This is a genomic window from Candidatus Afararchaeum irisae (genome assembly GCA_034190545.1).
Taxonomy (GTDB): Archaea; Halobacteriota; Halobacteria; order Halobacteriales; family Afararchaeaceae; genus Afararchaeum; species Afararchaeum irisae.
Genome location: JAXIOF010000101.1, coordinates 14,439 through 36,602, shown reverse-complemented (window position 1 = coordinate 36,602; position 22,164 = coordinate 14,439). Strand labels below are relative to the sequence as shown.

The 22,164-nt window shown below is 57.0% G+C and carries 26 protein-coding genes; 11 read left to right on the top strand and 15 right to left on the bottom strand.

The features are described from left to right. Positions 1–98 precede the first annotated feature (98 nt). The 7 genes from SV253_09760 to SV253_09730 all read left to right on the top strand — a co-directional run bounded on the left by SV253_09760 (position 99) and on the right by SV253_09730 (position 6,395). On the top strand, positions 99–707 hold the full coding sequence (locus SV253_09760) for an orotate phosphoribosyltransferase-like protein (protein MDY6776336.1): 609 nt from the start codon (positions 99–101) through the stop codon (positions 705–707). 12 nt (positions 708–719) lie between these two features. Further along, positions 720–1,418: a DNA repair and recombination protein RadB gene (gene radB / locus SV253_09755; protein MDY6776335.1), complete on the top strand. Its 699-nt coding sequence runs from the start codon at positions 720–722 to the stop codon at positions 1,416–1,418. Positions 1,419–1,461: 43 nt separating this feature from the next. Next, positions 1,462–1,959, top strand: coding sequence for an amino acid-binding protein (locus SV253_09750; protein ID MDY6776334.1), 498 nt, complete (start codon positions 1,462–1,464; stop codon positions 1,957–1,959). A 2-nt stretch (positions 1,960–1,961) separates the two neighbouring features. After that, a complete protein-coding gene (locus SV253_09745; protein MDY6776333.1) occupies positions 1,962–2,963 on the top strand; it encodes a homoserine dehydrogenase in 1,002 nt (333 codons plus the stop codon). Positions 2,964–2,965: 2 nt separating this feature from the next. Continuing rightward, positions 2,966–4,324 (top strand): glucose-6-phosphate isomerase, encoded by a 1,359-nt coding sequence (locus SV253_09740; GenBank protein MDY6776332.1) that lies wholly within the window; start codon positions 2,966–2,968, stop codon positions 4,322–4,324. Positions 4,325–4,376: 52 nt separating this feature from the next. Next, positions 4,377–5,132, top strand: a complete 756-nt coding sequence (locus SV253_09735; protein ID MDY6776331.1) for a type II CAAX endopeptidase family protein — start codon at positions 4,377–4,379, stop codon at positions 5,130–5,132. Positions 5,133–5,207: 75 nt separating this feature from the next. Then, positions 5,208–6,395, top strand: a complete 1,188-nt coding sequence (locus tag SV253_09730; protein MDY6776330.1) for a CBS domain-containing protein — start codon at positions 5,208–5,210, stop codon at positions 6,393–6,395. A 6-nt stretch (positions 6,396–6,401) separates the two neighbouring features. Here the strand turns inward: SV253_09730 and SV253_09725 are convergent, their stop codons facing one another. Beyond that, entirely contained in the window at positions 6,402–7,067 is a 666-nt protein-coding gene (locus SV253_09725; protein ID MDY6776329.1) for a hypothetical protein, read from the bottom strand. Positions 7,068–7,138: 71 nt separating this feature from the next. Between SV253_09725 and SV253_09720 the strand changes: the two genes are divergently transcribed. Continuing rightward, entirely contained in the window at positions 7,139–8,173 is a 1,035-nt protein-coding gene (locus SV253_09720) for a mechanosensitive ion channel family protein (GenBank protein MDY6776328.1), read from the top strand. Here the strand turns inward: SV253_09720 and SV253_09715 are convergent, their stop codons facing one another. The 12 genes from SV253_09715 to SV253_09660 form a co-directional block, all read right to left on the bottom strand. Beyond that, the gene (locus tag SV253_09715; protein MDY6776327.1) at positions 8,174–8,569 is read right to left on the bottom strand and encodes a universal stress protein; all 396 of its coding nucleotides are present in this window, start codon (positions 8,567–8,569) and stop codon (positions 8,174–8,176) included. It lies immediately after the preceding gene. A 69-nt stretch (positions 8,570–8,638) separates the two neighbouring features. Then, positions 8,639–8,914 carry a hypothetical protein gene (locus tag SV253_09710; protein MDY6776326.1) on the bottom strand — a complete coding sequence of 92 codons (276 nt, stop codon included), beginning with the start codon at positions 8,912–8,914 and terminating at the stop codon, positions 8,639–8,641. Beyond that, positions 8,904–9,224: a hypothetical protein gene (locus SV253_09705; protein MDY6776325.1), complete on the bottom strand. Its 321-nt coding sequence runs from the start codon at positions 9,222–9,224 to the stop codon at positions 8,904–8,906. The genes SV253_09710 and SV253_09705 overlap by 11 nt, the downstream gene beginning before the upstream one ends. A 68-nt stretch (positions 9,225–9,292) precedes the next feature. After that, positions 9,293–10,201 (bottom strand): cytochrome bc complex cytochrome b subunit, encoded by a 909-nt coding sequence (locus SV253_09700; protein ID MDY6776324.1) that lies wholly within the window; start codon positions 10,199–10,201, stop codon positions 9,293–9,295. A gap of 15 nt (positions 10,202–10,216) precedes the next feature. Then, the gene (locus SV253_09695; protein ID MDY6776323.1) at positions 10,217–11,020 is read right to left on the bottom strand and encodes a cytochrome bc complex cytochrome b subunit; all 804 of its coding nucleotides are present in this window, start codon (positions 11,018–11,020) and stop codon (positions 10,217–10,219) included. Continuing rightward, positions 11,020–11,394 (bottom strand): hypothetical protein, encoded by a 375-nt coding sequence (locus SV253_09690; protein ID MDY6776322.1) that lies wholly within the window; start codon positions 11,392–11,394, stop codon positions 11,020–11,022. Before SV253_09690 ends, SV253_09695 begins: the two co-directional genes overlap by 1 nt. A 6-nt stretch (positions 11,395–11,400) precedes the next feature. After that, positions 11,401–12,135: a plastocyanin/azurin family copper-binding protein gene (locus tag SV253_09685; GenBank protein MDY6776321.1), complete on the bottom strand. Its 735-nt coding sequence runs from the start codon at positions 12,133–12,135 to the stop codon at positions 11,401–11,403. A 124-nt stretch (positions 12,136–12,259) separates the two neighbouring features. Beyond that, the gene (mce, locus tag SV253_09680; protein ID MDY6776320.1) at positions 12,260–12,652 is read right to left on the bottom strand and encodes a methylmalonyl-CoA epimerase; all 393 of its coding nucleotides are present in this window, start codon (positions 12,650–12,652) and stop codon (positions 12,260–12,262) included. After that, complete coding sequence (locus tag SV253_09675; GenBank protein ID MDY6776319.1) at positions 12,652–14,331, bottom strand: methylmalonyl-CoA mutase family protein; 1,680 nt, start codon at positions 14,329–14,331, stop codon at positions 12,652–12,654. The genes mce and SV253_09675 overlap by 1 nt, the downstream gene beginning before the upstream one ends. Before the next feature lie 26 nt (positions 14,332–14,357). Further along, complete coding sequence (locus SV253_09670; GenBank protein ID MDY6776318.1) at positions 14,358–15,071, bottom strand: hypothetical protein; 714 nt, start codon at positions 15,069–15,071, stop codon at positions 14,358–14,360. Between the two features lie 7 nt (positions 15,072–15,078). Beyond that, positions 15,079–16,230 (bottom strand): DNA primase catalytic subunit PriS, encoded by a 1,152-nt coding sequence (gene priS / locus SV253_09665; GenBank protein MDY6776317.1) that lies wholly within the window; start codon positions 16,228–16,230, stop codon positions 15,079–15,081. A 5-nt stretch (positions 16,231–16,235) separates the two neighbouring features. After that, complete coding sequence (locus SV253_09660; protein MDY6776316.1) at positions 16,236–17,843, bottom strand: tRNA uridine(34) 5-carboxymethylaminomethyl modification radical SAM/GNAT enzyme Elp3; 1,608 nt, start codon at positions 17,841–17,843, stop codon at positions 16,236–16,238. Between the two features lie 115 nt (positions 17,844–17,958). Here SV253_09660 and SV253_09655 point away from each other — a divergent pair, with 115 nt between their 5' ends. From SV253_09655 to SV253_09645, 3 genes are read left to right on the top strand one after another with little or no spacing between them, the layout of a single operon-like run. Then, positions 17,959–18,813 carry a shikimate kinase gene (locus tag SV253_09655; GenBank protein ID MDY6776315.1) on the top strand — a complete coding sequence of 285 codons (855 nt, stop codon included), beginning with the start codon at positions 17,959–17,961 and terminating at the stop codon, positions 18,811–18,813. Continuing rightward, entirely contained in the window at positions 18,747–19,145 is a 399-nt protein-coding gene (locus tag SV253_09650; protein MDY6776314.1) for a chorismate mutase, read from the top strand. Before SV253_09655 ends, SV253_09650 begins: the two co-directional genes overlap by 67 nt. A 5-nt stretch (positions 19,146–19,150) precedes the next feature. Then, positions 19,151–20,179 (top strand): lysylphosphatidylglycerol synthase transmembrane domain-containing protein, encoded by a 1,029-nt coding sequence (locus SV253_09645; GenBank protein ID MDY6776313.1) that lies wholly within the window; start codon positions 19,151–19,153, stop codon positions 20,177–20,179. A 1-nt stretch (position 20,180) separates the two neighbouring features. On the opposite strand, the gene SV253_09640 is transcribed toward SV253_09645, so the two are convergent. Further along, the gene (locus SV253_09640; GenBank protein MDY6776312.1) at positions 20,181–21,170 is read right to left on the bottom strand and encodes a glycosyltransferase; all 990 of its coding nucleotides are present in this window, start codon (positions 21,168–21,170) and stop codon (positions 20,181–20,183) included. Positions 21,171–21,174: 4 nt separating this feature from the next. Next, positions 21,175–22,137 (bottom strand): phosphoribosylformylglycinamidine cyclo-ligase, encoded by a 963-nt coding sequence (gene purM / locus SV253_09635; GenBank protein ID MDY6776311.1) that lies wholly within the window; start codon positions 22,135–22,137, stop codon positions 21,175–21,177. Positions 22,138–22,164 lie beyond the last annotated feature (27 nt).

The following is a 22,164-nucleotide window of genomic DNA, read 5'->3' as shown; positions in this document are numbered from 1 at the left end:
TGGGCTCTCTGCGCTGCTCGTTGAGGAAGGGGGCTCCGCGCTATCTTGTGCTGAGTACAAGCACAAACTACTAACGTCAGACACGTTTAGGTTTCGGCATGAAGAACATCGACGATCTCATGGAGAGCGCTCGGGAGCTCCAGGACAGGGGGCTCAAGACGGGCGAGATAGCAGACGAGCTAAACGTCTCGCGGGAGACCGTCAACTGGCTCCTGTCGCAGGACAGCGGCGAGGGCGAGGAAGTTCCGTCGGACATACACGTCGACTGGTCGGCGATAGGCGGAAGCTCGGAACGTCTCAGCCTAGTCTCGAAGGCTCTCGTCGACCTCATACGTGAGGACGTCGGCGACGAGGTCGAGGTCGTCGTCGGAATTGCGAAGGCAGGCACCCCCGTTGCGAGCCTCGTGGCTGAGGAGCTCGGCTGTGAGCTCGCCGATTACACACCGAGAAAGCAGAAATGGACGGGCGAGGAGTACGACAGCCTTCGGGGCTCTTTCAGCCGGAACTTCGCCGACGTCGGAGGCAAGAAATGCGTCATAGTCGACGACGTCGTCACGAGCGGCACGACTATGACCGAGGCGATACGTTTCGTCGAGGAGAAGAACGGCAAGCCGATAAGTGCCGCAGTCCTCGCCAACAAGTCGAACGAGACAGTCATAGACGGCGTCAGGATCAACTCTCTGATACAGGTCGTTCCAGTCGAGTAGAGACTAAAACGAATGTCGGACGTAGCTCACGACAGGCGTCTCACTACGGGAAGCGACTCGCTCGACTCGCTCCTCGGCGGTGGGTTCAAACGCGGCTCAGTCTCACAGATATACGGCTCGCCGGGGACTGGAAAGACCAACATCTGTCTCCAGACAGCGGTCGAGACTATACGTTCGGGCGGGAGCGTCGTCTACATCGACACCGAGGGTATAAGCTTAGAGAGGTTCCGTCAGATAGCGGGTGAGTCGTACGAGGAGACAGCGCGCGACTTCATAATAAACGAGGTCTATGACTTCGAGGAACAGGACGCCGCCGTCAGAGACGTCGAGAACGTCGCGTCGGAGGTAGACTTAGTAGTTCTCGACTCGGCGACGGGTCTCTACAGGATACAGGATCTCGACGGAGGCGGTGACAAGGGCGACAGATCCCCTCTCAAACGTCTCACACGTCAGGTCGCACATCTCACGTCGCTCGCACGCAAACACGGCGTCGCAGTCGTCGTCACGAACCAGATATACACCAACATAGACGGAAAAGACGACGAAGAAGACTACAGTCCCTTAGGGGGAAAGAGCATAGAGCACTGGACTAAGACTATCTTACGTCTCACCATCCAAGGCGGGAGACGTGAGGCTGTACTCGAAAAACATCTCTCGCGCGAGACAGGAGAGTCAACCGACTTCTCGATCACGTCAGACGGCGTAGAATGAGAAAACAATTTATGGTCTCGGCGACATCCCGTACCAAGCATATATGATAGTCACTATGACTCTGGAGCTGAGCGACGAGCCGGGGGAGCTCCTCAAGGCTCTGTCACCTATCTCCGAACACGGAGGGAATATAGTGAGCGTCACACATCAGAGGGGTAACGTCACACCCCGCGGGACACTTCCCGTCGAGATCACCTTCGAGATTGTCGAGGGAAGACACGAGGATCTGATCGAAGACCTCCGGAGCAAGGGCGTCCGTATAGCCCAGTTCGGTGAGGAGAAGTTCCACGAGTCGGTAACTCTAGTTCTCGTAGGACACATAATAAGAGGCGACATAACCGACACGATAGAGAGCATAGAGATAGACGGAGTCAAGGTCGTCGACTTCTCTCTCGCTATACCCGACGATCCCGAGAAGACTTCGAGCGCGCGTCTCACGGTAAACGCGACCTCAGACGAGAAGATAGACGAGGCTATGGATCACCTCGACGAGATATGTGAGAGAAAGGATCTCTTAAAGATGGAGCCAATAGGAGTATGACAATGAAAGTAGCACTAGTCGGATTCGGCGCTGTCGGAAGAGGGTTCGCTGACGTAGTTCTAGACGACACACCCGTGGAAGTAGACGTCGTACTCGTGGCTGACTCCGACACGGTCACGGTCGACGACGACGGTCTCGACCTCGAAGAGGTGAAGGAGACGAAGAAGGAGACGGGCGACGTCGGGGACGGAAAGCCCCTGATGGCTGCGTTACGTGAGACGGAGTACGACGTCTTAGTTGAGGCGACTCCGACGACACTCGGCGACGCAGAGCCCGCCTTCTCGCACATAACAGCCGCGATACAGAACGGCGCGCACGTCGTGACCTCGAACAAAGGTCCCGTAGCGATGAGGTACTCCGAGCTGATGGAAGCCGCAGACGAGGAGGGTGTCGAGGTACGTATGGAGGGCGCAGTAGGGGGTGCGATGCCCGTCATAAACACGGTGAGGGAGTCGCTCGCGGGCGACGACGTCTACGCCGCGAGAGGCATACTCAACGGGACGTGTAACTTCATACTCTCACGGATGCTCGAGGAGGGTCTGTCGTACGAACACGTCCTCGGAGAGGCACAGGACATGGGAATAGCAGAGACCGATCCGACATTCGACGTCGAGGGTATCGACACCGCGCTCAAATGCGTGATACTCTCGAACGTCCTCTTCGACGGCGAGAGTACACTCGACGACGTCGATGTCACCGGAATTACCGAGATAACACCTGACGCTCTCAGGCTCGCCGACGAGTCGGGACACGTAGTAAAGCTCATAGGAGAGGTCACGAGAGACGAACTCAAGGTCGAGCCACGTCTTATCCCCAAGGAGCACTCGCTCGACGTCGGCGGCACACTAAATGTCGTCTCATTCGAGACCGAGTTCGCGGGCGAGATAACCGTCTCCGGAAAGGGTGCGGGAGACGAGGAGACGGCGAGCGCGCTCGTGAGCGATCTGACCGCTATAGCCAGAAAACACGGCTTCGACGGCGACAGTGATACAGGCGGTGAGTAGGGGTGCGTGTAGACCTCTCTAACGTCTTAGAAGAAAGGGTCGGTGACCACGGCGTCTCTGACGATGACCTCGACGAGCTGGACGAGAGTCTCTCGGAGGTACACGGGACGTTACAGAGAGGAAGAGAGGAAGGAAAGTTCGGCTACGCCTTCGCGGATCTCCCGAGACACGTAGACATAGAGGGGATACAGAGGGTCGCCGACGACCTCAGAGAAGACTTCGGTTTCCTCGTCAACATAGGCGTCGGAGGCAGTGCTCTCGGAGGCGCGGCACTCACCAACTCCCTGAGACCCGACTCCAACGTCTACTTTCCCGACAACCTCGATCCCGACCTGATGGGCGAGGTTCTCAACTCAGTGAGACTCGAAAACACGGTATTCAACGTCGTCTCAAAGAGCGGATCGACCGCAGAGACCGCGGCGAACTTCCTCGTCGTGAGGGACGAACTCGAAAAAGAGGGTCTCGACTGGAGAGACCACGTCGTACTGACGACGGGGAGAGACGGCGTCCTGAGAGACCTCGTCGAGAGAGAGAGCCTGAGGTCGTTCGAGGTTCCCGAGAATGTCCCGGGACGTTTCTCGGCTCTCTCGCCCGTTGGGCTCTTATCAGCGGCTTTCGCGGGTGCAGACATCGAGAGAGTGGTCGACGGCGCGTTAGAGGCACGCGAGAGATGCTCGGGGGGGTCGGTCTACGACAACCCCGGATACGCACTAGGAGGTGTGAGCTACTTCCTCGATGTCGAGAGGGACAAGACGATGAGCGTGATGATGCCGTACTCAGAACGTCTCTTCTCTTTCGTCGAGTGGTACGCACAGCTCTGGGCGGAGTCACTCGGCAAGAGACGTGAAGACGGCTCGGAGGTCAACGTCGGACAGAGCCCCGTGAAGTCGATGGGTATTACCGACCAACACTCACAGCTCCAGCTCTTCGTCGACGGACCCAACAACAAGCTCGTAAACCTCGTGAGGGTTAAGGACAACGACTACAGCTTCGAGGTTCCGAGAACCGACGGCGACACTGAGGGCGACAGGTACCTCGACGAGTACTCGTATCTCTCGGGACACAGCCTCTCGGAACTCATGGACGTCGAACTCAGGGCGATAGAGGCTGCGCTCGTCGAGTCGAACCGTCCGAGCCTGCGTCTCGAACTCGACTCTGTGAACGAGTTCTGCATGGGTGAGCTACTCTACACCTACGAGGTAGCCGTCACAGCCGCGGCGGAGCTATACGGGGTCGACGCCTTCAACCAGCCGGGTGTGGAGCTAGGCAAGAAGGCGACCTACTCAGTCCTCGAGAGAGACGGCTACGAGGGATACGACGGCTACGTCCGTGATATCGACGAGACGCTCTTCGAGGTCTGAGGTCTGGGTCTGAGAGAAAACCCTTTTTGACCTCTACGGCTAACTGTGTGTGATGAACCAGAGCTACAGACTCAAAGCGTCGGAGACATTCTCTGCGGTCATGGTGGCTGTGTCGGCTTTTCTGATAGGGACAGCCGTGACGGCTTTCACGGGACTTTTCCTTCGGTCAGTCGGGGTAGGACTCGAAAGCACGACAGTACGTCTGGGTCTCTCGGTCGTTCTCCTACAGGGTGTCTCATTCGGAGGCGTCGCGTATATCTATCTCCGTCTCAGGGGTCTCGGTCTCGGATTCATAGAGGCACGTGTGCCGAGTCTGAGAGACATAGGCTGGGTGATCGCGGGCTTCTTCGCTTTTCTCGTCTCTGTAATGGCGATCAGCCTACTCCTCAACAGCCTCGGTATAGAGTCGGCTACGAACCGGATACAGTCGGTGGGAGAGAACGACCCCGAGGTCTTTCTGCTTCTGGTGCCCCTCTCGTTCCTACTGATAGGACCCGGAGAGGAGCTACTCTTCCGAGGCGTCATACAGGGAGTCCTCAGGAAGACGTTCGACGCGGCTCCCGCGGTAGGGATAGCCAGTCTGATATTCTCGGTCGGACACGCGTCGTCGATACAGGGAGGCTTGGAGGGTAAGCTCGTCTACCTCGGGGTAGTCTTCGTCCTTTCTCTCATACTCGGAGGTCTCTACGAGAGAACCTCGAACCTCGTGGTGCCCGCACTGATACACGGAGCCTACAACGCTATGCTTTTCCTCGGAATGTACGTCGCGAGCACACGTAACATCGAGATGGCGGTCTCGGTAGTATAGTCTATTCTAGTCTAGTTCGGTGTTTGGGTCACCAACAGTAACAAATTTCAAGTCGAGGCGCGTTAGATTTTGAGTATGGACATAGCAGAGATGGCTTCTACGGAGTTCGACGAGTACGATCCCGAGACGCCTCTATCCAAGATATCAAGCGCTTTCGAGGAGGACAATCTCAAGGCAGTCATAATAACTAACGACTCCAACTACGAGGGGCTCGTGACCGAGAGACAGCTCATCTCGTCACACATAAAGCCGAAGCAGAAGGCGAAGACGGTCATGACACATCCCTCGAAGGTCGACAGAACCGAGGACGTGAGGGAGACGGCACGTCTGATGGTCGAGAGTAGCTCGAAGGTTCTCCCAGTCTTCGAAGGTGGGAGTCTCTACGGCGTCGTAACCGCCGACACCCTCCTCGACGAGGTCAACTCACATCTCGACGTTCTGACGGTCGATCAGATATACAGCCAGAGCCTCGTGACCGTAACCCCCGGAACGACCGTGGGGGAGATAATAAACGAGTTCCGTGAGAACGGTATCTCACGCGTACCCGTGATCGAGGACGGTAGCTTAGAGGGAATAGTCACGATACACGACGTCATAGACTTCTCGGTGCGTGAGATGTCGAAGAGTCAGGGTGGCTCGTCGGGAAGCTTCGCCGACGGCAGGTCACAGGAGTCCCACGGTGGCTTCGGATCACGTGAGGGCGGCGAGGACAGAATGCTCGACCTACCCGCGTACGACGTGATGAGCTCCCCCGTCGCGACGACGACCCCCGAGACCGACGTCAACGAGGCAGTCGACGAGATGCTAGAGATGGGGTACTCGTCTCTCGTCGTGACTCAGGACGGAGAGACAGAAGGAATTCTCACGAAGACCGATGTACTCCGGGCGCTGTCGCTCGAAGAGGAGACACAGATGCAGGTCAGGATAGCCAACATAGACCTCCTCGACGACATGACGAGAAGCGACGTCGTCAACGTCATAGAGAACGTCTCCGACAAGTACTCCGAGATGCAGGTTCTCGAAGCACACGTCGACCTCCACAAGCACAAGGAACAGCTCAGAGGGAGTCCCCTGATACTCGCACGTCTCCGCCTCTTCACCGACAAGGGACAGTTCGCCGGAACAGGCGAGGGATACGGTGCCGAACACGCGATACATCTCGCACGTAACAAGCTAGAGAGGAACGTCCTCGACACTAAGGAGTTCCAGAGCGATCAGCAGCAGGCTGAGATGCTCCTCAGAAGGTTCGGAACTGAGATATGATATAATCTAATTAGTTTCTACGCCGACCTTCTCGCATTTCTGGGACACGAGACAGTCACCGCACGACGGCGACCTCGCAGTACAGACCTCACGTCCGTGGCGTATCAGAGACAGATGTGCCTCCCTGAGGTCGAGACCACAGTCGTCACGTAGGTCGAGGAGGCGGTCGCGCGTCTTACGTCTCGAAAGACCGTCGGCGACACCGAGACGGCTAGTGACTCTCTGGACGTGCGTGTCGACGGGGCAGATACTGGCGTCCGACGAGAAGAGGAGAACGACATCCGCAGTCTTGTGTCCTATCCCCTTGATACTCGTTAGTTCGTCGTACACGTCGTCGAAGTCAGTCTCGTCAGCCTCGGCTATCCAGTCGGTCTTACCGTCTCTCTCGTCGGCTATGTGACGTGCGGCGTTACGTATGTACTCCGACTTCGAGGAAGCGAGACCCGCGGGACGTATGAGTTCCTCGACCTCCTCGGCGTCGGCGTCGAGTATCTCGTCGGATGTCTCGTGTTCCTCGACGAGACTCTCGTACGCCTCACGCGAGTTATCGTCAGTGGTGTTCTGTGAGAGTACCGTCCGAAGTACCACATTCCACGCGTCTCTCTTCTCGACAGTCGGGTCGTACTTGTCGCCGAGATCTTCGAGGACTTTCTTAAAAGTAACACAGTTCATCAGACCGTCTTGGAAACAGAGAGGCAAAAGATCACCGAAAGCACTAATCCACTGACGGTCGATCTTAGTACATGGCGAGTCTGAGGGAGGAGGTAGAGTCCTACGTCGAAGCACAGATGACCGAGTTCGTCGACTGGGTCGTCAACAGGGTTCCCGAGTTAGTCGCAGGCGTCGTAGTCATCCTCATAGGATACAGGCTCTCGAAGACGGCTGTGAGCTTCCTCGGACGTCCCGTCTACTCGTGGGTTCAGCGTGAGAGCATAGCCAAGACGACTCTGCGTCTCGTGAGGTACTCGATAATTGCGATCTCGGTCATAACCGCGGCGAGGATAGCCTTTGGAATCTCACTCACCTCTGTCTTTCTGACTGCGACGGTCTTCTCGGCGGTCTTAGGTATAATACTCGCGCCCCTCGTCGGAGACATAATAAACGGAATATTCGTCCTAGGTGACCAGCCCTACGAGATAGGCGACATGATAGAGCTAGTTGACACTGGTCAGAAGGGATTCGTCGACGACGTCACTATACGTTACACCAAGATATTCACTACCAACAACACCTTCCTCGTGATACCCAACTCAGAGATAAGGAAGAGGGACGTCAACAACTACAGCGCTGAGGATCTCAGGACACGACAAGAGACCGACGTCACTGTGAGCTACGAGAGCGACATCAAGAAGGCGAGGGAGGTCATGACCGAGTCAGCACGTAGTATGCCCGAGGTCATAAGCACACACGGAGACGTACGTATAGGAAACGCCGAATACCCCCTCGAACCCCGGTGTCTCGTATCGGAGTTCGCCGATCACGGGGTTCGTCTGACACTCATGTACTGGCTCCGTGACCCCTACTACATACGCAAGGTCGAGTCGGAGATCAACCGCCGTATACGAAGGGAGTTCGAGAAGAACGACATAGACATACCTTACCCCCACTCACATCTCATCATAGACGACGAGAGAAACTCAGTCAGCCTAAGAACCCAGTCCGAGAAGGCGGAGTCGGAGATGAAGACGGAGGCGGAGACGGAGGCGGAGACGGAGGCGGAGACAGAGACGGAGAGCCACGTGTCGGTACACGAGTCAGAGTCAGAGTCAGACCCCTGATCACGACACGACGTGAATCTCGGCTTCGAGGCGTTCACGCAGGAATCTCTCTATGTCGGGACTGTTTCCTATCATACGTCTGAGGGCACGTCTCCACCTTCCCGTCTGTGTCCTTCCTATAACTATCATGTCGGTGTCACGTGACGCGGCTTCCTGAAGTATCGACTCCTCGACGAGGAATCCCTCTCTCACAGAGTAGTGAGCGTCTATCTTACCCATCTTCGACTCGACCTCCCGCCTGAGGTCTGAGGTTTCTACTCTCTTCGAGTCCTGAAACAGGTCTATGTGGAGAACTATGAGACTCGCGTCCCTCTCGTCGGCTATCTCGACGGCTCTCTTCAAGGTACTTATGCTGTTTTCGCCAAGAGGGTAACGCACCGGAACTAGTATTTTCACTGAGGTATATAGGTAAGCGGTTTAAAAGAAACTGTCTTTTTAACTGTTCTCCTACTCAGTCTTCGTAGCCTACTCCTCCGAGGCGTCTCCGGCGGCAAGTACAACTGACTTTAGGAGGGGGACTACTACCCAGAATACTAGCGGACCCAGAAGCATCACCGCCATCGAGACGTCGGCGAAGAAGACGCCGAGGTCGTGGGGTATGCCTATCGTAGGAGGAGCCGTCTCCTCCGGGAATCCGAGCTGGTTCTGGAAACTGGAAGTCTTGTAGAGACCTCCGAATATCAGCCATAGTAGTCCACCGCCCGTGAACAGTCCGCCGCCGATTATGAATTCATCTGCCATTCTTTATCTCCTCGATTGTCTTGAATCTCATAGAGAAGACGTAGAGTCCGGCTGCGCCGAGTATGAGTAAAACCCCAATCCCGGTTACTACGTTCGGGTCTCCACGCGCAGGCCAGCCTATAGAACGGTCTATGAGGTAGAAGCCCGCGAATATCATCGACACCGAGGCTAGTGTCGTAAACACCGTGGCTGCCTTGTAGGCGCGCTCTGTCACCACGACGTCCCGAGTCTCGGAAGTAGTCTCGGGACCGGGGTCGGGTTTGGTGTCGTCGGTCTGTTTCTGTGTCTGTGTCTGTGTCTGTGTTCCCATACGTCTTCTCTGTGTCTGTGTTGTGTTTGTTCTGTTCCGTTCTGTTCTTGTTCTATGCTACTCTGAAACTACCTGAGACGGTAGTACCTCCTGTTGAGGTCGTACATGTACCCCTTCTGGAAGCTCTTGAGTATCGGATACGTCACGAGTGCCGCCGCGACGGGTAACAGGAACGTGAGGTCGAAGAGTAACGACGTATTCACCGTGAAGCCGAATATGGGGTAGCTCACGACGAGGTTCTTGATAGCGAGGACGCTTATGGTGAAGGCGAAGACGACACCCCCGACCCCGAGCGACGCCCAGAACGGCTCCTCGACGGGTCGGCGTGCGGTTCCCGTGTTGAGGAACGGTAGGACGGCTATGATGCCGACCACGACTATGTTAGCTAAGACTCCGTAGGTTCTGTCCGGCATTATCTTCTGTCCCCCCAAGAAGGCGAGCCCGGGGTTGATCGGACCCAGCTTGAGGAGTCCGAACGACCAGTAGAGGTACCAGTCGGGGAGTATTATGAACGGTGTCTTACTCAGGTTGGCGGGCTCTGATATGTGTGGCGGCAGGAACGCCGCTACAAGTATTATCATTCCCGAGAAGAACGCCGCAATCGAGAGGTTGCGTACCATCTCGTGGGGCCAGAAGGGCTGGAGAGACACTTCTCGGTATCTCTTCTGATCCATGACCCTGTTCTTCTCGCGTTTCGACCTCTCGAAGAACTCGTAGGTCAGATTCGCAAGACCCGACGTATTCTCCTTCCTGTCCTCGAATGTCGGGACATCCTCGGCGTAGTCTGTCTCCTCTAAGGCTGCGAGTCTCTCCTGTAGATCCTCAAGCTCGTCGAGCTTGTCCTCTAGCTCGTCCTCCGACATCTCGGCGAGTATACCTTCCTCGCCTTCTTCTTCACCGCCGTCGGGAACCCTCAGGAGTTCCTCATCTTCAAAGTCGTCGGCTTGTGTTTGGTTTTCTTGTTTGTCTTTGTCCATGTTATGTTTCACCTCTCAGTGTGGCTCGGCTATTCCCTGTACCCAGACGATCCAGACGTGTACGGCGATCAGACCCGTGACGGCGAGTGGGAGGATGAAGACATGGAGTATGTACATCCTCATGAGTGTGCTTCCCGACGGCGTGAATCCGCCGAAGAGAAGCTGTGCGGTCCACTCACCTATCACGGGTATCGAGAGCGCCATCTCGGCTCCGATCTGTGAAGCCCAGACAGAGAGCTGATCCCACGGGAGAAGGTATCCCGAGTATCCGAAGACCAACGTGAGCGATATCAGGATTATTCCGATGAGCCAGTTGATCTCACGCGGCTCCTTGTAGGCACCCGTGAAGTAGACACGGAGCATATGGAGGAAGACCGCCGCGACCATAATCTGGGCACTCCACCGGTGTAACGACCGGAGGAAGAGACCGAAGTTGAGATCGGTCATTATGAAGCTTATCGAGCTGTACGCCTGCGTGACCGCGCCCGTCGCACCCTCGGCACCCGGTGCGTAGTAGAGTCCGAGTATCGCTCCGGTTACGGCGGCAAATAGGTACGCGAGTATAGAGAAGCTTCCGAGCGCGTAGAGCGGGTACCAGTACCAGAACTTGTTGTCGAGCTCGTACTGCTGTGTGTGTGAAGTCGGAAGCTGGAGATACGTCTTGTAGTAGAGGTTCTCCATCGTCTCCATGTAGTCGACGAGCCCGAGGCGTTTGTCGAGGTACGCGAGACTCCTCAGGTAGCCACTCTCGAACGTCGACAGATCCTTCTCCTTGTCACGTATCCAGTCGGAGTGGTCGGGTAGGTTCTCTCGTTTCATTATGTCTTCCTCTCAAAGGGTGAGCTCGACTTCTTGAACTCCTCTTCGAGTCTGTCACGGAGACTGCTTCCGTCGACGTCTTCCTCGGCGGTCCAGATGTCCTCGTACTTCTTTCTCCTCTTCTTGAGAACGAGGACATCGGGGAGGAACTCCATCTTGTAGACCATGAGCATAAACGCGAGGTCTATGAAGATGAAGGCGAGTATTCCCCCGAGGAAGATGTTTGCAGCCTCCGACGTTGCACCTGAACTTATTCCCCAGATGAAGAAGCCCACGAGGACGAACTCGATCAGCGTAAGAACCGATATCGCGATCATCCCTATTAGGCTTTCTCTGGGCGGTTCGTAACGTTGTATGTCTCCGTACTTTCCCATCTTTTATCACCTGTCTCTCTGATCCGTGTGTTCGGGACTGTCGGCGTACTTGAGGAAGAAGAACGAGTAGACGACAGATGTCAGGACGGCGAAGATAGCTCCTAATCCCACGAAATGCGCCTGGTACGGCACACCGAGTTCGTGTAAGGCTACTCCGCCCTCGCCGCCTCCACCGCCGCCTCCACTACCACTACCACCACCGCCGCCACCGCCTCCGTCGCCGCCCCCCGAGAACTGAGAGAACGAGACGGAGCCTTGGTCGACGATCGTCTGGCTCTCGGGGACATCGCCGTCGGGTGGCATGCTTCCCTCGGCGGGACCACCGGGCTCGCCGACGACTATCCTTCCGACCATACCTAGCGACTTGTGTGGTATGCAGAAGTAGTCGTAGGTTCCCGGCGTCTTGAATGTGTGTTTGAATGTCGATCCCTGTCCGCTAATAGTCCCTGAGTCCCATGCCTTAGCTCCCTCAGGTATCCTCGTCTCCTGCGCTCCGCCGTTGCCCTTCTTATAAGCCGTTGACGAGTGGGCACCGCTCTCTATGGCGAACTCGACGGTGTCTCCCTGTTCTACGTGGAGTCCTATCGGATCGAAGTAGTAGGTCGTCCCTTCGCTGTGCATTCCGACCTGTGTCGCGCCGTCCTGTGCCGACGCCTCGCGCGATACACCCGCCGCCGTGGCACCTGCGCCCGCAGCGGTAGCCGCAGCCATCGTCATGAAGTCACGTCTCTTTACTCCCATCTTATCACCCTCTCCCAAGGTGTGTTATTCGGTCTCATATGCACGGCTTAACGTGTGTTTTTACAATCATAGTAGTATAAATGTACTGATTTATACTTCGAGAAAACGGCGTAGACGGCGATAACTAGTACTCGCAGAGCTCTAAGAGGACTCCGTGGGTGTCCCCGGGATGGAGGAAAGCAACCTGTTTACCGCCAGCACCCGGACGCGGCTCGTCGTCTATGAGACGTATTCCGAGGTCTTCGAGACGTTCTAACTCGTCTTCTATCGAGTCGACCTTTACTGCGACGTGCTGTATTCCCTCGCCCCTCTTCTCTAAGTGTCGCGCAACCGCACCGTCGTCATCGAGTGGTTCGAGTAGTTCGAACTCGCCCTCGCCGGCTTCGAGGAAGATGACACGCATGCCTCCGAACTCCTCCTCGTAGTCGAACTCCATGCCGATTACGTCGCGGTAGGTCTTGAGTGCCTCGTCGGCGTCCTCTACCGCGATCCCTACGTGGTCGAACTCGACCGACATCAGTAATCAGCCCCCACTCTGTACTCTCCGAAGACGTCCCTGAGTGCGTCAGCTATCTCCCCAACCGTGGCGTACGCCTTGACCGCGTCTATTATGTAAGGCATTAGGTTGTCATCGCCTTCGGCGGCATCCTTGAGTTCTTCGAGTGCCTCGTCTACTGCGTCATCGTCCCTGTCGTCACGGAGCTCCTCGACCTTCTGTATCTGTCTCTCCTGCTGTTTCTCGTCGACCTCGTGTATGTCCTCCTCGGGCTCCTTGTCGACTGTGAACTTGTTGACTCCGACGATTATACGTTCGTTCTCCTCTATCTCCTGCTGACGCTCGTAGGCGGCGTCCTGTATCTCGTCCTGTATCCAGCCCTCCTCTATGCACGAGAGGACGCCTCCGCGTTCGTCTATCTCGTCGAAGTAGTCGTAGACGCGTTCCTCTATCTCGTCTGTGAGACTCTCTACGTAGTAGGATCCCGCGAGGGGATCTATCGTGTCGGCTACACCGCTCTCATGACCGAGTATCTGCTGTGTCCTCAGTGCGGTACGTACCGACTCCTCTGTCGGGAGGGAGAGAGCCTCGTCCTTTCCGTTCGTGTGTAGAGACTGTGTGCCTCCTAAGACGGCGGCGAGAGCCTGGTATCCGACACGGACGATGTTGTTCTCTATCTGCTGTGCGGTGAGTGTCGAACCCGCAGTCTGTGTGTGGAAACGCAGCATCTTGCTCTTCGGGTTCTCGGCTCCGAACTCCTCCTCCATGACATCAGCCCATATACGTCTCGCCGCGCGGAACTTGGCGACTTCCTCAAATATCTCGTTGTGAGCGTTGAAGAAGAAAGAGAGACGCGGGGCAAACTCGTCGACGTCAAGTCCCGCCTCGACGGCTTCCTCGACGTACTTCTTGCCGTCTGCTAGAGTGAAGGCGAGCTCCTGTACGGCGGTCGCACCCGCCTCACGGATGTGGTATCCCGAGATAGATATAGTGTTGAAGTTGGGAACCTCGTCAGAACAGAACTCGAATATGTCGGTGACGATCCTCATAGAGGGTTCGGGAGGATAGACATAGAGGTTACGTGCGATGTACTCCTTGAGTATGTCGTTCTGTATAGTGCCTCTGAGCTCCTCGCGGTCGATACCCTGTTTGTCCCCGACCGCTATGTACATAGCGAGCATTATCGACGCAGGGGCGTTTATAGTCATGCTCGTCGAGACCTCGTCTAAGGGAATCCCGTCAAAGAGAGTCTCGTAGTCGGCGAGAGAGTCTATCGCGACACCCGCCTTGCCGACCTCACCCTGTGAGAGTGGATGGTCGGAGTCACGTCCCATCTGACTCGGGAGGTCGAAGGCGACTGAGAGACCCGTCTGACCCTGATCTAAGAGGTAATGGAACCTCTCGTTGGTCTCCTCGGCGGTAGCGAATCCCGAGTACTGACGCATAGTCCAGAGACGTCCGCGGTGCATCGTCGAGTATATGCCGCGGGTGTAGGGCTCCTCGCCCGGAAAGCCGAGATCCTCGTCGTAGTCGAGGTCGGAGATGTCGTCGGGCGTGTATATCTGGTCGACCTCTATGCCCGAGTCGGTCGTGAACTCGTCCTCACGCTCCCCGAACCTGTCGAGCGTGGGTCCCAGCGTCTCTTCCTCCCACTCCTGTCTAGACTCTCTTATTTCCTCTAGATCGTCCTCGTCGAACATCTTATCCGACCTAACACTCGAACCGTCTAATGTCTTTTCTTTGATGAGTCCTTTGATGAGTCGACCTCGACGGCGACCTCGTTTTCGACGAGGACGTCGGCGTTGGGCTCGGGAAGCACGACTACGTCCTCCTCCGAGAGAGAGTAGGATCTGCCGTCGGTCGCCACGAACTCGGGGAGGTCATCGAGGAGACGGACAGTCTTGTAGTCGTCACGGTCGGTCTCGCGATCGGCTTCGGAGACAGAGTCGTCGGTGTGCCGCGTCAGTTCATCGGTCTGAGACGTGTCGGTCTCAGCCTCGTGTTCGGGCTGATGACTTCTTTCTCCGTCACTCTCAACGTCTTCTTCGTCTTCGACATCGAGAGGCGAGCCCTCCTCGAGACGTTCGACGACCTTCGAGTGGTTGTCACGTATGAGACCGACTATAGAGTCGTAGAGCTCACGCTCCTCGTCGGTCATTCCCGACTCGTCGACCGAGGTGCCGTTCGCCGACAGAGACGCAAGCTTGACTATCTTGCCAACACGTCTCCTGTATATCGACTCGACAACCTGACGTGAGGTCTGTACGGCGTCGTTGAGCTTCTGTGCCTCGTCGGAGTAAGGACTGTCGAGACTGTCACGCTCCTCCCTGAGACCCTCGATGTACTCTGCGGCGTCGGAGTAGAACGAGTCGTGGAGGTCACGTAACGAGTCGGTCTCCCTCTCCTTCGACTGTGTGTGTCTGAGGTCGTTGAGATCCATGGCTATGTTATGCGAGCTCTACGTCCTTCCGAAGTACCGCGAAGACTCCGGCGTACTCTGGGACTTTACTGACTCCCTCGTCTATATTAAAGCTTCTTCCTCCGACCTCGACGGTCGTCGGCTCCGAAGACTCGACCTGTATCTGGCTGTCGCTGAAGACTACGGCGTCGGTGAGGGGGTCGAAAGACTCTATCTCGTCGACCTCGACGCGTGTGACCCTGAGACCCGTGCCTCCGTGGAGCGACCCCGGGAGACGTATCAGACGTTTGGTGTCGGTCGTGACGGGCTCGTCAGCCTCGGCACGTCTCTCGGAGACCGCCTCACGCATCAGTGTCTCCCAGAAGCCCCGTGTTCCGCCGACTACGTCGAGGTTACCCCGCGCCAGTTCCTCCCTTCTGTCGGGATCTCTGAAGACCGAGAGTAGCTTCTCCGCCTTCTTCTGTCCCACACCCTCGAACTCACGGAGACGTTCGACGGCAGTACCGTCCTCGGTCTCAGCGACTTCGTCGGCGAAGTCGAGTATGTAGTCACGTATACGTCTTCCCCATCCTCCCGACTCAAGCTTCTTGACCCCTGTGGGCGTCCTCCCGAAGTCGCCCGCCGCAGTCTCGTCGGAGAAGGCGAGTTGGGGGTCGAATCCCATCCCCTGTACGTAGTCGACTATCTCACGCCTCGCCTCGCTTCCGAGTCTCTGAACCTCGTCGTCGTAGACGTGGACATGGTAGCCGCGCCCTCCCGAGAAGACCGTCTCGACGTCGTCGAAGCCGAAGTCCTCGACTAGAAACTCGACGAGTCTCACGAGTGCAGTCTTACAGTTCGAGAGCATCTCGGAGTAGGAGTCGTCGGGTGATGTCTCACGTAGATGGTCGGCGTCGAGGTCGAAGACTAACTGGGCTCCCGTCCATCCCTTCGCCTTCATCGACGACGCCTCGGGGCTCTCGTACCTCGCACTCGAGAAGTAGACGTGTCGAGGCTTCTGGTCGGCGAGCCAGGTTTCGAGGTCACCCAGGTCGAGGAGAGACCTGTGTCTCACCATGCCTCCCGAGAAGGGTATGAATGCCCACTCACGGTCGTCGGGGCTACGTGGAAGATCGATAGACGTGCGCCGGTAGTAGTCGCCGAAACGTCCCCTCACGTACGACTGGGTGCGGTCGTTCATGGCTATTACTCGAAGTCCTTCACCATGTAAGGACCGTCCTTCTCGTAGCCGAGAGACCTGTAGTACTCACGTACGCCTATTCCGCTTATGACCGAGAGACGTGAGTAGCCCGCGTCGCGCGACATCTCCTCCGCCCTCTCGACCAAGTCGGTTCCGAGACCCGAGTGCTGGAATCCGTCGCCCTGTCTTCCGACGCCGACCTCGTCTCCGTAGACGTGTACCTCCCTGACTATCGCGGAGTCTTCGAGTTCGGAACGGACTGTCTGTCCGGGGAAACGCAGACGCAGGAATCCCGCTAAGAGTCCCGACTCCGACTTGTACTGGAGGAACTTCTCGTCGCCTCCCGCACAGCCGTACTCGGTCATGTCGAAGCCGAAGTCGAGGTCGTCGGGAGCCTCGTCGTTCATACCGACCTCTCTACATCTTATGCAGTCACAGTCGCCTCCGATCTCGTCGAGACGGTGGCGCGCTAACTGGCGGAGGTTGGACTTCCAGACGCCCGCCTCTATGTTGTCGGCGGGTATGTCCCTCTGTACGCGTGAGAGACGCGTGTACTCGGGAATCATCCTCTTCGCTCGGGCGACTACGTCCGCCGCCTCCTCGTTTCCGAGAGGCTCGAACTCGCCCTGCTGCCACATCTTGTAGAGACCCGTGTCCTCGACGACGAGAGTGGGGTATATCTTGAGGTAGTCGGGGCGGTACTCGGGGTTGTCGAATATCTCGCGGAAGTCGTCGATGTCATCCTCGGGGTCACGTCCCGGGAGCCCGGGCATCATGTGGAAGCCGACCTTGAAGCCGGCGTCGTGTAGACGTCTGTTCGCCTCGCGCGTCTCGGCGTCGCCGTGCCCCCTGTGTGTGAGACGGAGTGTCTCGTCGTCTGTAGTCTGGACTCCCATCTCGACCTTCGTTCCCCCGAGACGTAACATATGGTCGATCTGTTCCTTGCCGCACCAGTCGGGTTTTGTCTCGAAGGTCGTGCCTATGTTACGTACGTCGGCGGTCTCGTTTCTCGTCTCGACCTCCTCGAAAGGCTTCCAGTCGTTGTCCTCGCCCTCCGATGTGCCGAAGGTATTCATGGCTTCGAGACATCTTCTCACGAACCACTCCTGGTAGTCGAGAGACCGCGAGGTGAGAGTCCCGCCCATGAGTATGAGTTCGACCTTGTCGACGAGATGTCCCGTCTCCCTCAGGTCGCTCAGACGTTGTGTGACCTGATCGTAGGGATCGTAGTCGTTGTGTTTGCCTCTCATCGCCGCGGGCTCCTCCCCCGTATACGACATAGGCGACTCGAACTCCGAGTCGGGTCCTCCGGGGCAGTAGACACATTTCCCGTGAGGACACGGAGCCGGCGAGGTCATCACCGCCACGGGTGTGACACCGCTCGCAGTCCTCACAGGGGTCGTCTGGAGAACAGACTCGGCTTCGTCGCGTTCTTCGTCGGGGACTGCTTCGAGTATGTCGGAGTTCTTCGGAACCTTCTCTGCACCGTGTTTTCCGCAGACGGAGTTCTTGACGGATTCGAGCTCGTCACGGTCGACCTCCCCCGAGACTACGAGGTCGGCGAGCTCTCTCTTGACCCTCTCGAAGGCGTCGGAGTCAGCGTCGGTACTCATTTGTAGTAGGTTGTCCCTCGACGGGATTATACTTGGTGGTTAGACGTATATACTTAGCTTAGATTGGAAGCATCCGGCATGGTTAAGTGGCACCGAAGCGCAGTAAGAAGAAAGAATGAGAAGAGGCGAGGCAGAGGCACCCGGCGCTGCGACGGTTATAAATGCGATAGCTACTCTCAAGGGTAGTGCCTTCGCCGTCGACCTCTACACGTCGGCGGAAGTCGAGGTCGGCGGAGACGGAGGCGTCACGGGGGAGATAGAAGACAAGCCTGACGCCGATACGTCCCTGATAGAGAGATGCGCCGAACTCGTGCTCGAACGTTTCGACGTCGACGACGGAGCACACGTAAAGACTTCGAGCGACGTGCCTATGGCGAGCGGTCTCAAGTCGAGTAGCGCGGCGGCGAACGCGACAGTCTTAGCGACACTCGACGCCATCGGAGAGTCAGAGGGATTCGACAGGAGGAAGGCGACACGTATAGGGGTCGAGGCGGCGAGGGACGCCGGAGTCACGATCACCGGAGCGATAGACGACGCCGCCGCCTCTATGCTCGGAGGAGTCGTCCTCACTGACAACTCGGAGGACGAGATAATCAAGCGCGAGGAGGTAAACTGGGACGTCGCAGTCTACGTCCCCGACGAGACCGCGAAGAGTGCCGACACAGACGTCGAGAGGTCACGTCTCGTGGGGTCGGTCGTCGACAGAGCTTTCGAGGTGGCGAGGGACGGAGAGTACGCCGAAGCGATGACGATAAACGGACTCGCCTACTCGGCGGCTCTCGGATTCGATCCTTCGGTTGCTGTCGATGCCCTCGAACACGTAGACGGCGCTGGTCTGAGCGGCACAGGTCCATCGTACGCTGCGATAGGAGACAGACAAGACATAAAGGAGGTAGTTAAAGAGTGGGAGAAACACCCGGGAACGGTTCTGGAAGTCGAGACCGACAACGACGGAGCGAGGGTAGTCTAGACCTCGAGAGTCTCCGTGAGGAGATAGAGGGGGTCAACGAGGAGATAGTCGAGAGTATAGCGCGTCGTACGTATATCGCCGAGAGCATCGCCGAGGTCAAGATGCAGGAGGGGAAGGAGATAAACGACCCCGAGCGTGAGGAGGTCGTCTACGACAGGGTCGCAGAGAAGGCGGAGGCACTCGGAATCGACCCCGAGAGGACGTGTGAGATATTCGAGATTCTCATAGAGATGAGCAAGGAGAAACAGAGAAGCCACGTCACAGGGTCAGAACCAGACGACCGAGACACAGACACGGATACAGACACAGACAGTCACACACCGGAGAGATAAGTCGCATGGGAAGACGTCTGCGTCTTCTGGTCGGATTCGGGGTTGCCGCCGTCATAATACTCCTATTCGTCTACGCAATCGGATGGAACGAGGTAGTCTCTACCCTCTCGAAGACCGACCTCGGGGTTTTCTCGCTCGGACTCGTCTCGTCTTTCATCTGTCTCGTGGCGTGGAGTGCAGTCTGGAACCACGTCCTGTCTGTGATAGACCACGCGATTTCGAGAGGACGTATAACCGTGATATTCCTGAGCGCTATGTTTGCGAACTATATCACTCCGCTCGGACAGCTCGGAGGCGAGCCCTTCATCGCTTACGTTCTCTCGAAGTCGTCCGACATAGACTACGAACACAGCCTCGCAGCCGTAATAACAGCCGACTTTCTCAACCTCATCCCCTTCTTCTCGTACGGTATCGTGGGATTCTCGTACTTCGTCACGAGGAGATCGTTCAACCCCGACGTCAGGAACTACGCCGCGGTCTTCGTCGTAGTAGCCGCCGTCGCCGTCTCCGCCGCCCTCTTCATATGGCACAGACGTGACTTAGTCGAGTCGTTTGTTCTGAGAGTCACAGGATTTCTGCGTAAGACTGTCGGGAAACTGTCGTCGAACCTCCGAACCGCTCTCAGAGAAGAGGACGTAAAGGAGCGGATAGACGGCTTCTTCGAGACACTCGACCTCTTCTCGGAGAACAGACGTGAGATGGCGACCGCAGTTGTCTTCTCACATATCGGCTGGTTCTTCTTCATACTCCCTCTCTACACAAGCTTACTTTCGCTCGGCTACGATGTACCTCTCGGGACGACTCTCCTCATAATACCGGTAAGCGGTCTCGCGGGCTTTCTGCCTCTTCCCGGCGGCTTAGGAGGTGTCGAGATTGCTATCGCCGTCACGATATTCAGCCTAACGGGTCTGGGTCTACCCGCGGCGTCGGCTGCGGCACTACTTTACCGTCTCTGTGTCTACTGGTTCACGGTTCTGGTAGGAGGAATAAGTTCGATGTATCTGAGCGTCGACCTGCGTAGGATAGAGACTTAGCTCAGAGTAGGGAGTCGTAGACATCTATCAGACTCTCACCCACGTTTTCGAGCGAGTGCTTCTCGGCTTCGCGTCTCGCGTTCTTCCCCATCTCGTTCCTTAGTTCGTCGTCCCTCATGCGTTCTATCGCCTCCTCGTACTCGTCGAGACTGTCACCCTTGAAGCAGTTCTCGGCGTCGGTGAGGAACTCGTCGAAGACGGGGAGGTCGCTCACGACTACGCCCTTCTCACACGCCATGGCTTCTAAGACTGCGATTCCCTGGTTCTCCTCTTTCGTAGGGAAGAGGAAGACGTCGCCCGCCCCGAAGCCGCCGCGTATGTCGTCGATAAAGCCGGTGAACTCGACGTTGTCGGGCGGGTTCTCTATCCATCTCTTAGTCTGCTTCGAGCCGAGTGGGTTGTCCATTACGGGACCGAACCAGATGAAGTCGGTATCTGGCAGACGCTGTGCGAGCTTACAGAAGGTCGAGAGTCCCTTCCTCTCGAAGACGTGTCCGACTGCGAATACGACTGTTCCGTCGAGGTCGTACTTGTCACGGTACTCGTCTCTGAGTTCGTCGTGTCCCTCAAGCGACTCTATGTCGACGCCGTTTGAGACTGAGTGAACGGGTGGATCGATGCCGTAGCCTTCTACGACACCTTTCGTGTAGTCGCTCGGCACGATCACTGCGTCAGCCCGGGAGTAGAAGAAGCTGAGATAACGTCGGAGAGCGGGGGCGAGTAAGTTACTCCCACGGAAAGAGTCACGGAAGTCCTTCGCAGTCGTGTGGGCGTGAACGACAGCCGGCTTTCCGTTCGTCTGTGCCTTCTTGAGATGGTAGAGGCTCTTTGGACCCACTGTGTTGACATCGAGGACGTCGTAGTCGTCGGAGGGGTCGTCGGTGACCTCGACACCGTTCTTCCTAAGAGCCTTCCTCTGTTGACGAGCCGAGGTTCCTATGCCGCTCTTGGAGACCTGAGACTCCCACTCGACGTAGACACATACCTTCATTCTACTATAGCTCGATCCCTCTGACCTCGACTCCCTCGCCGTCCTCGACACGTCCGACGACCTTCGCCTCGTACTCGTTGTCGTCGCCAGCGGCGATCTCGTCGGCGTCTTCCTCGGGGACGACTAAGGCGAAGCCCATTCCCATGTTGAATGTCGTGTGCATCTCCTTCTCGGAGACATCGCCGAGATCCTTTATGAAGTCGAAGACAGGGGGTATCGGAAGGGGGTCGTCGACGACGTACCTGTGGTCGGAGATCCGTCCCAGGTTACTGAAGCCGCCTCCCGTGATATGTGCCATCCCACGTACGTCGTACTCGTCTGCTATATCGAGAGCCTCTGTGTAGATACGTGTCGGCTCTAAGAGCTCCTCTCCTACCGTCCTTCCGTCGTACGGAAGTTGGTCGTCGTACGAGTACTCCCGTGTCACCGCCTTCCTCGCGAGAGTCAGACCGTTCGAGTGGACGCCGCTCGAAGGAAGTCCGACGACGACGTCTCCCGCCTCGACCTCAGAGCCGTCTACTACCTCGTCGGGCTCTCCGATTCCGAGACACGTTCCGGCGAGGTCTACGCCGTCGACGACCTCGGGCATCACAGCGGTCTCTCCACCCACGATCTTGGCTCCTGCCCTCTCGGCACCTTCTTTTATCCCCTCGCCTATCTCACGTGATACGTCCTCGCTCGGCTCGTCGACGACGAGGTAGTCGACGAAGGCAGCGGGTGTGAGATTCATGGCGATGAGGTCGTTGGCGTTCATAGCAATACAGTCGATGCCTATAGTCGAGTAGTCGTCGACCGCCTCGGCGACGAGTATCTTCGTACCCACTCCGTCGGTAGTGAGTCCGAGGACGTAGTCACCGAGTTCGAGAAGACCCGCGTAGTCGCCGTGTTCCATCTCTATCTCGTCGGCGAGCGCGGATACAGCACGCTCGCTCGCTTCTATGTCCACACCCGCTTCAGCGTAGTCCATGTTCCATCTGAGGCAGGAGTTCTAAAA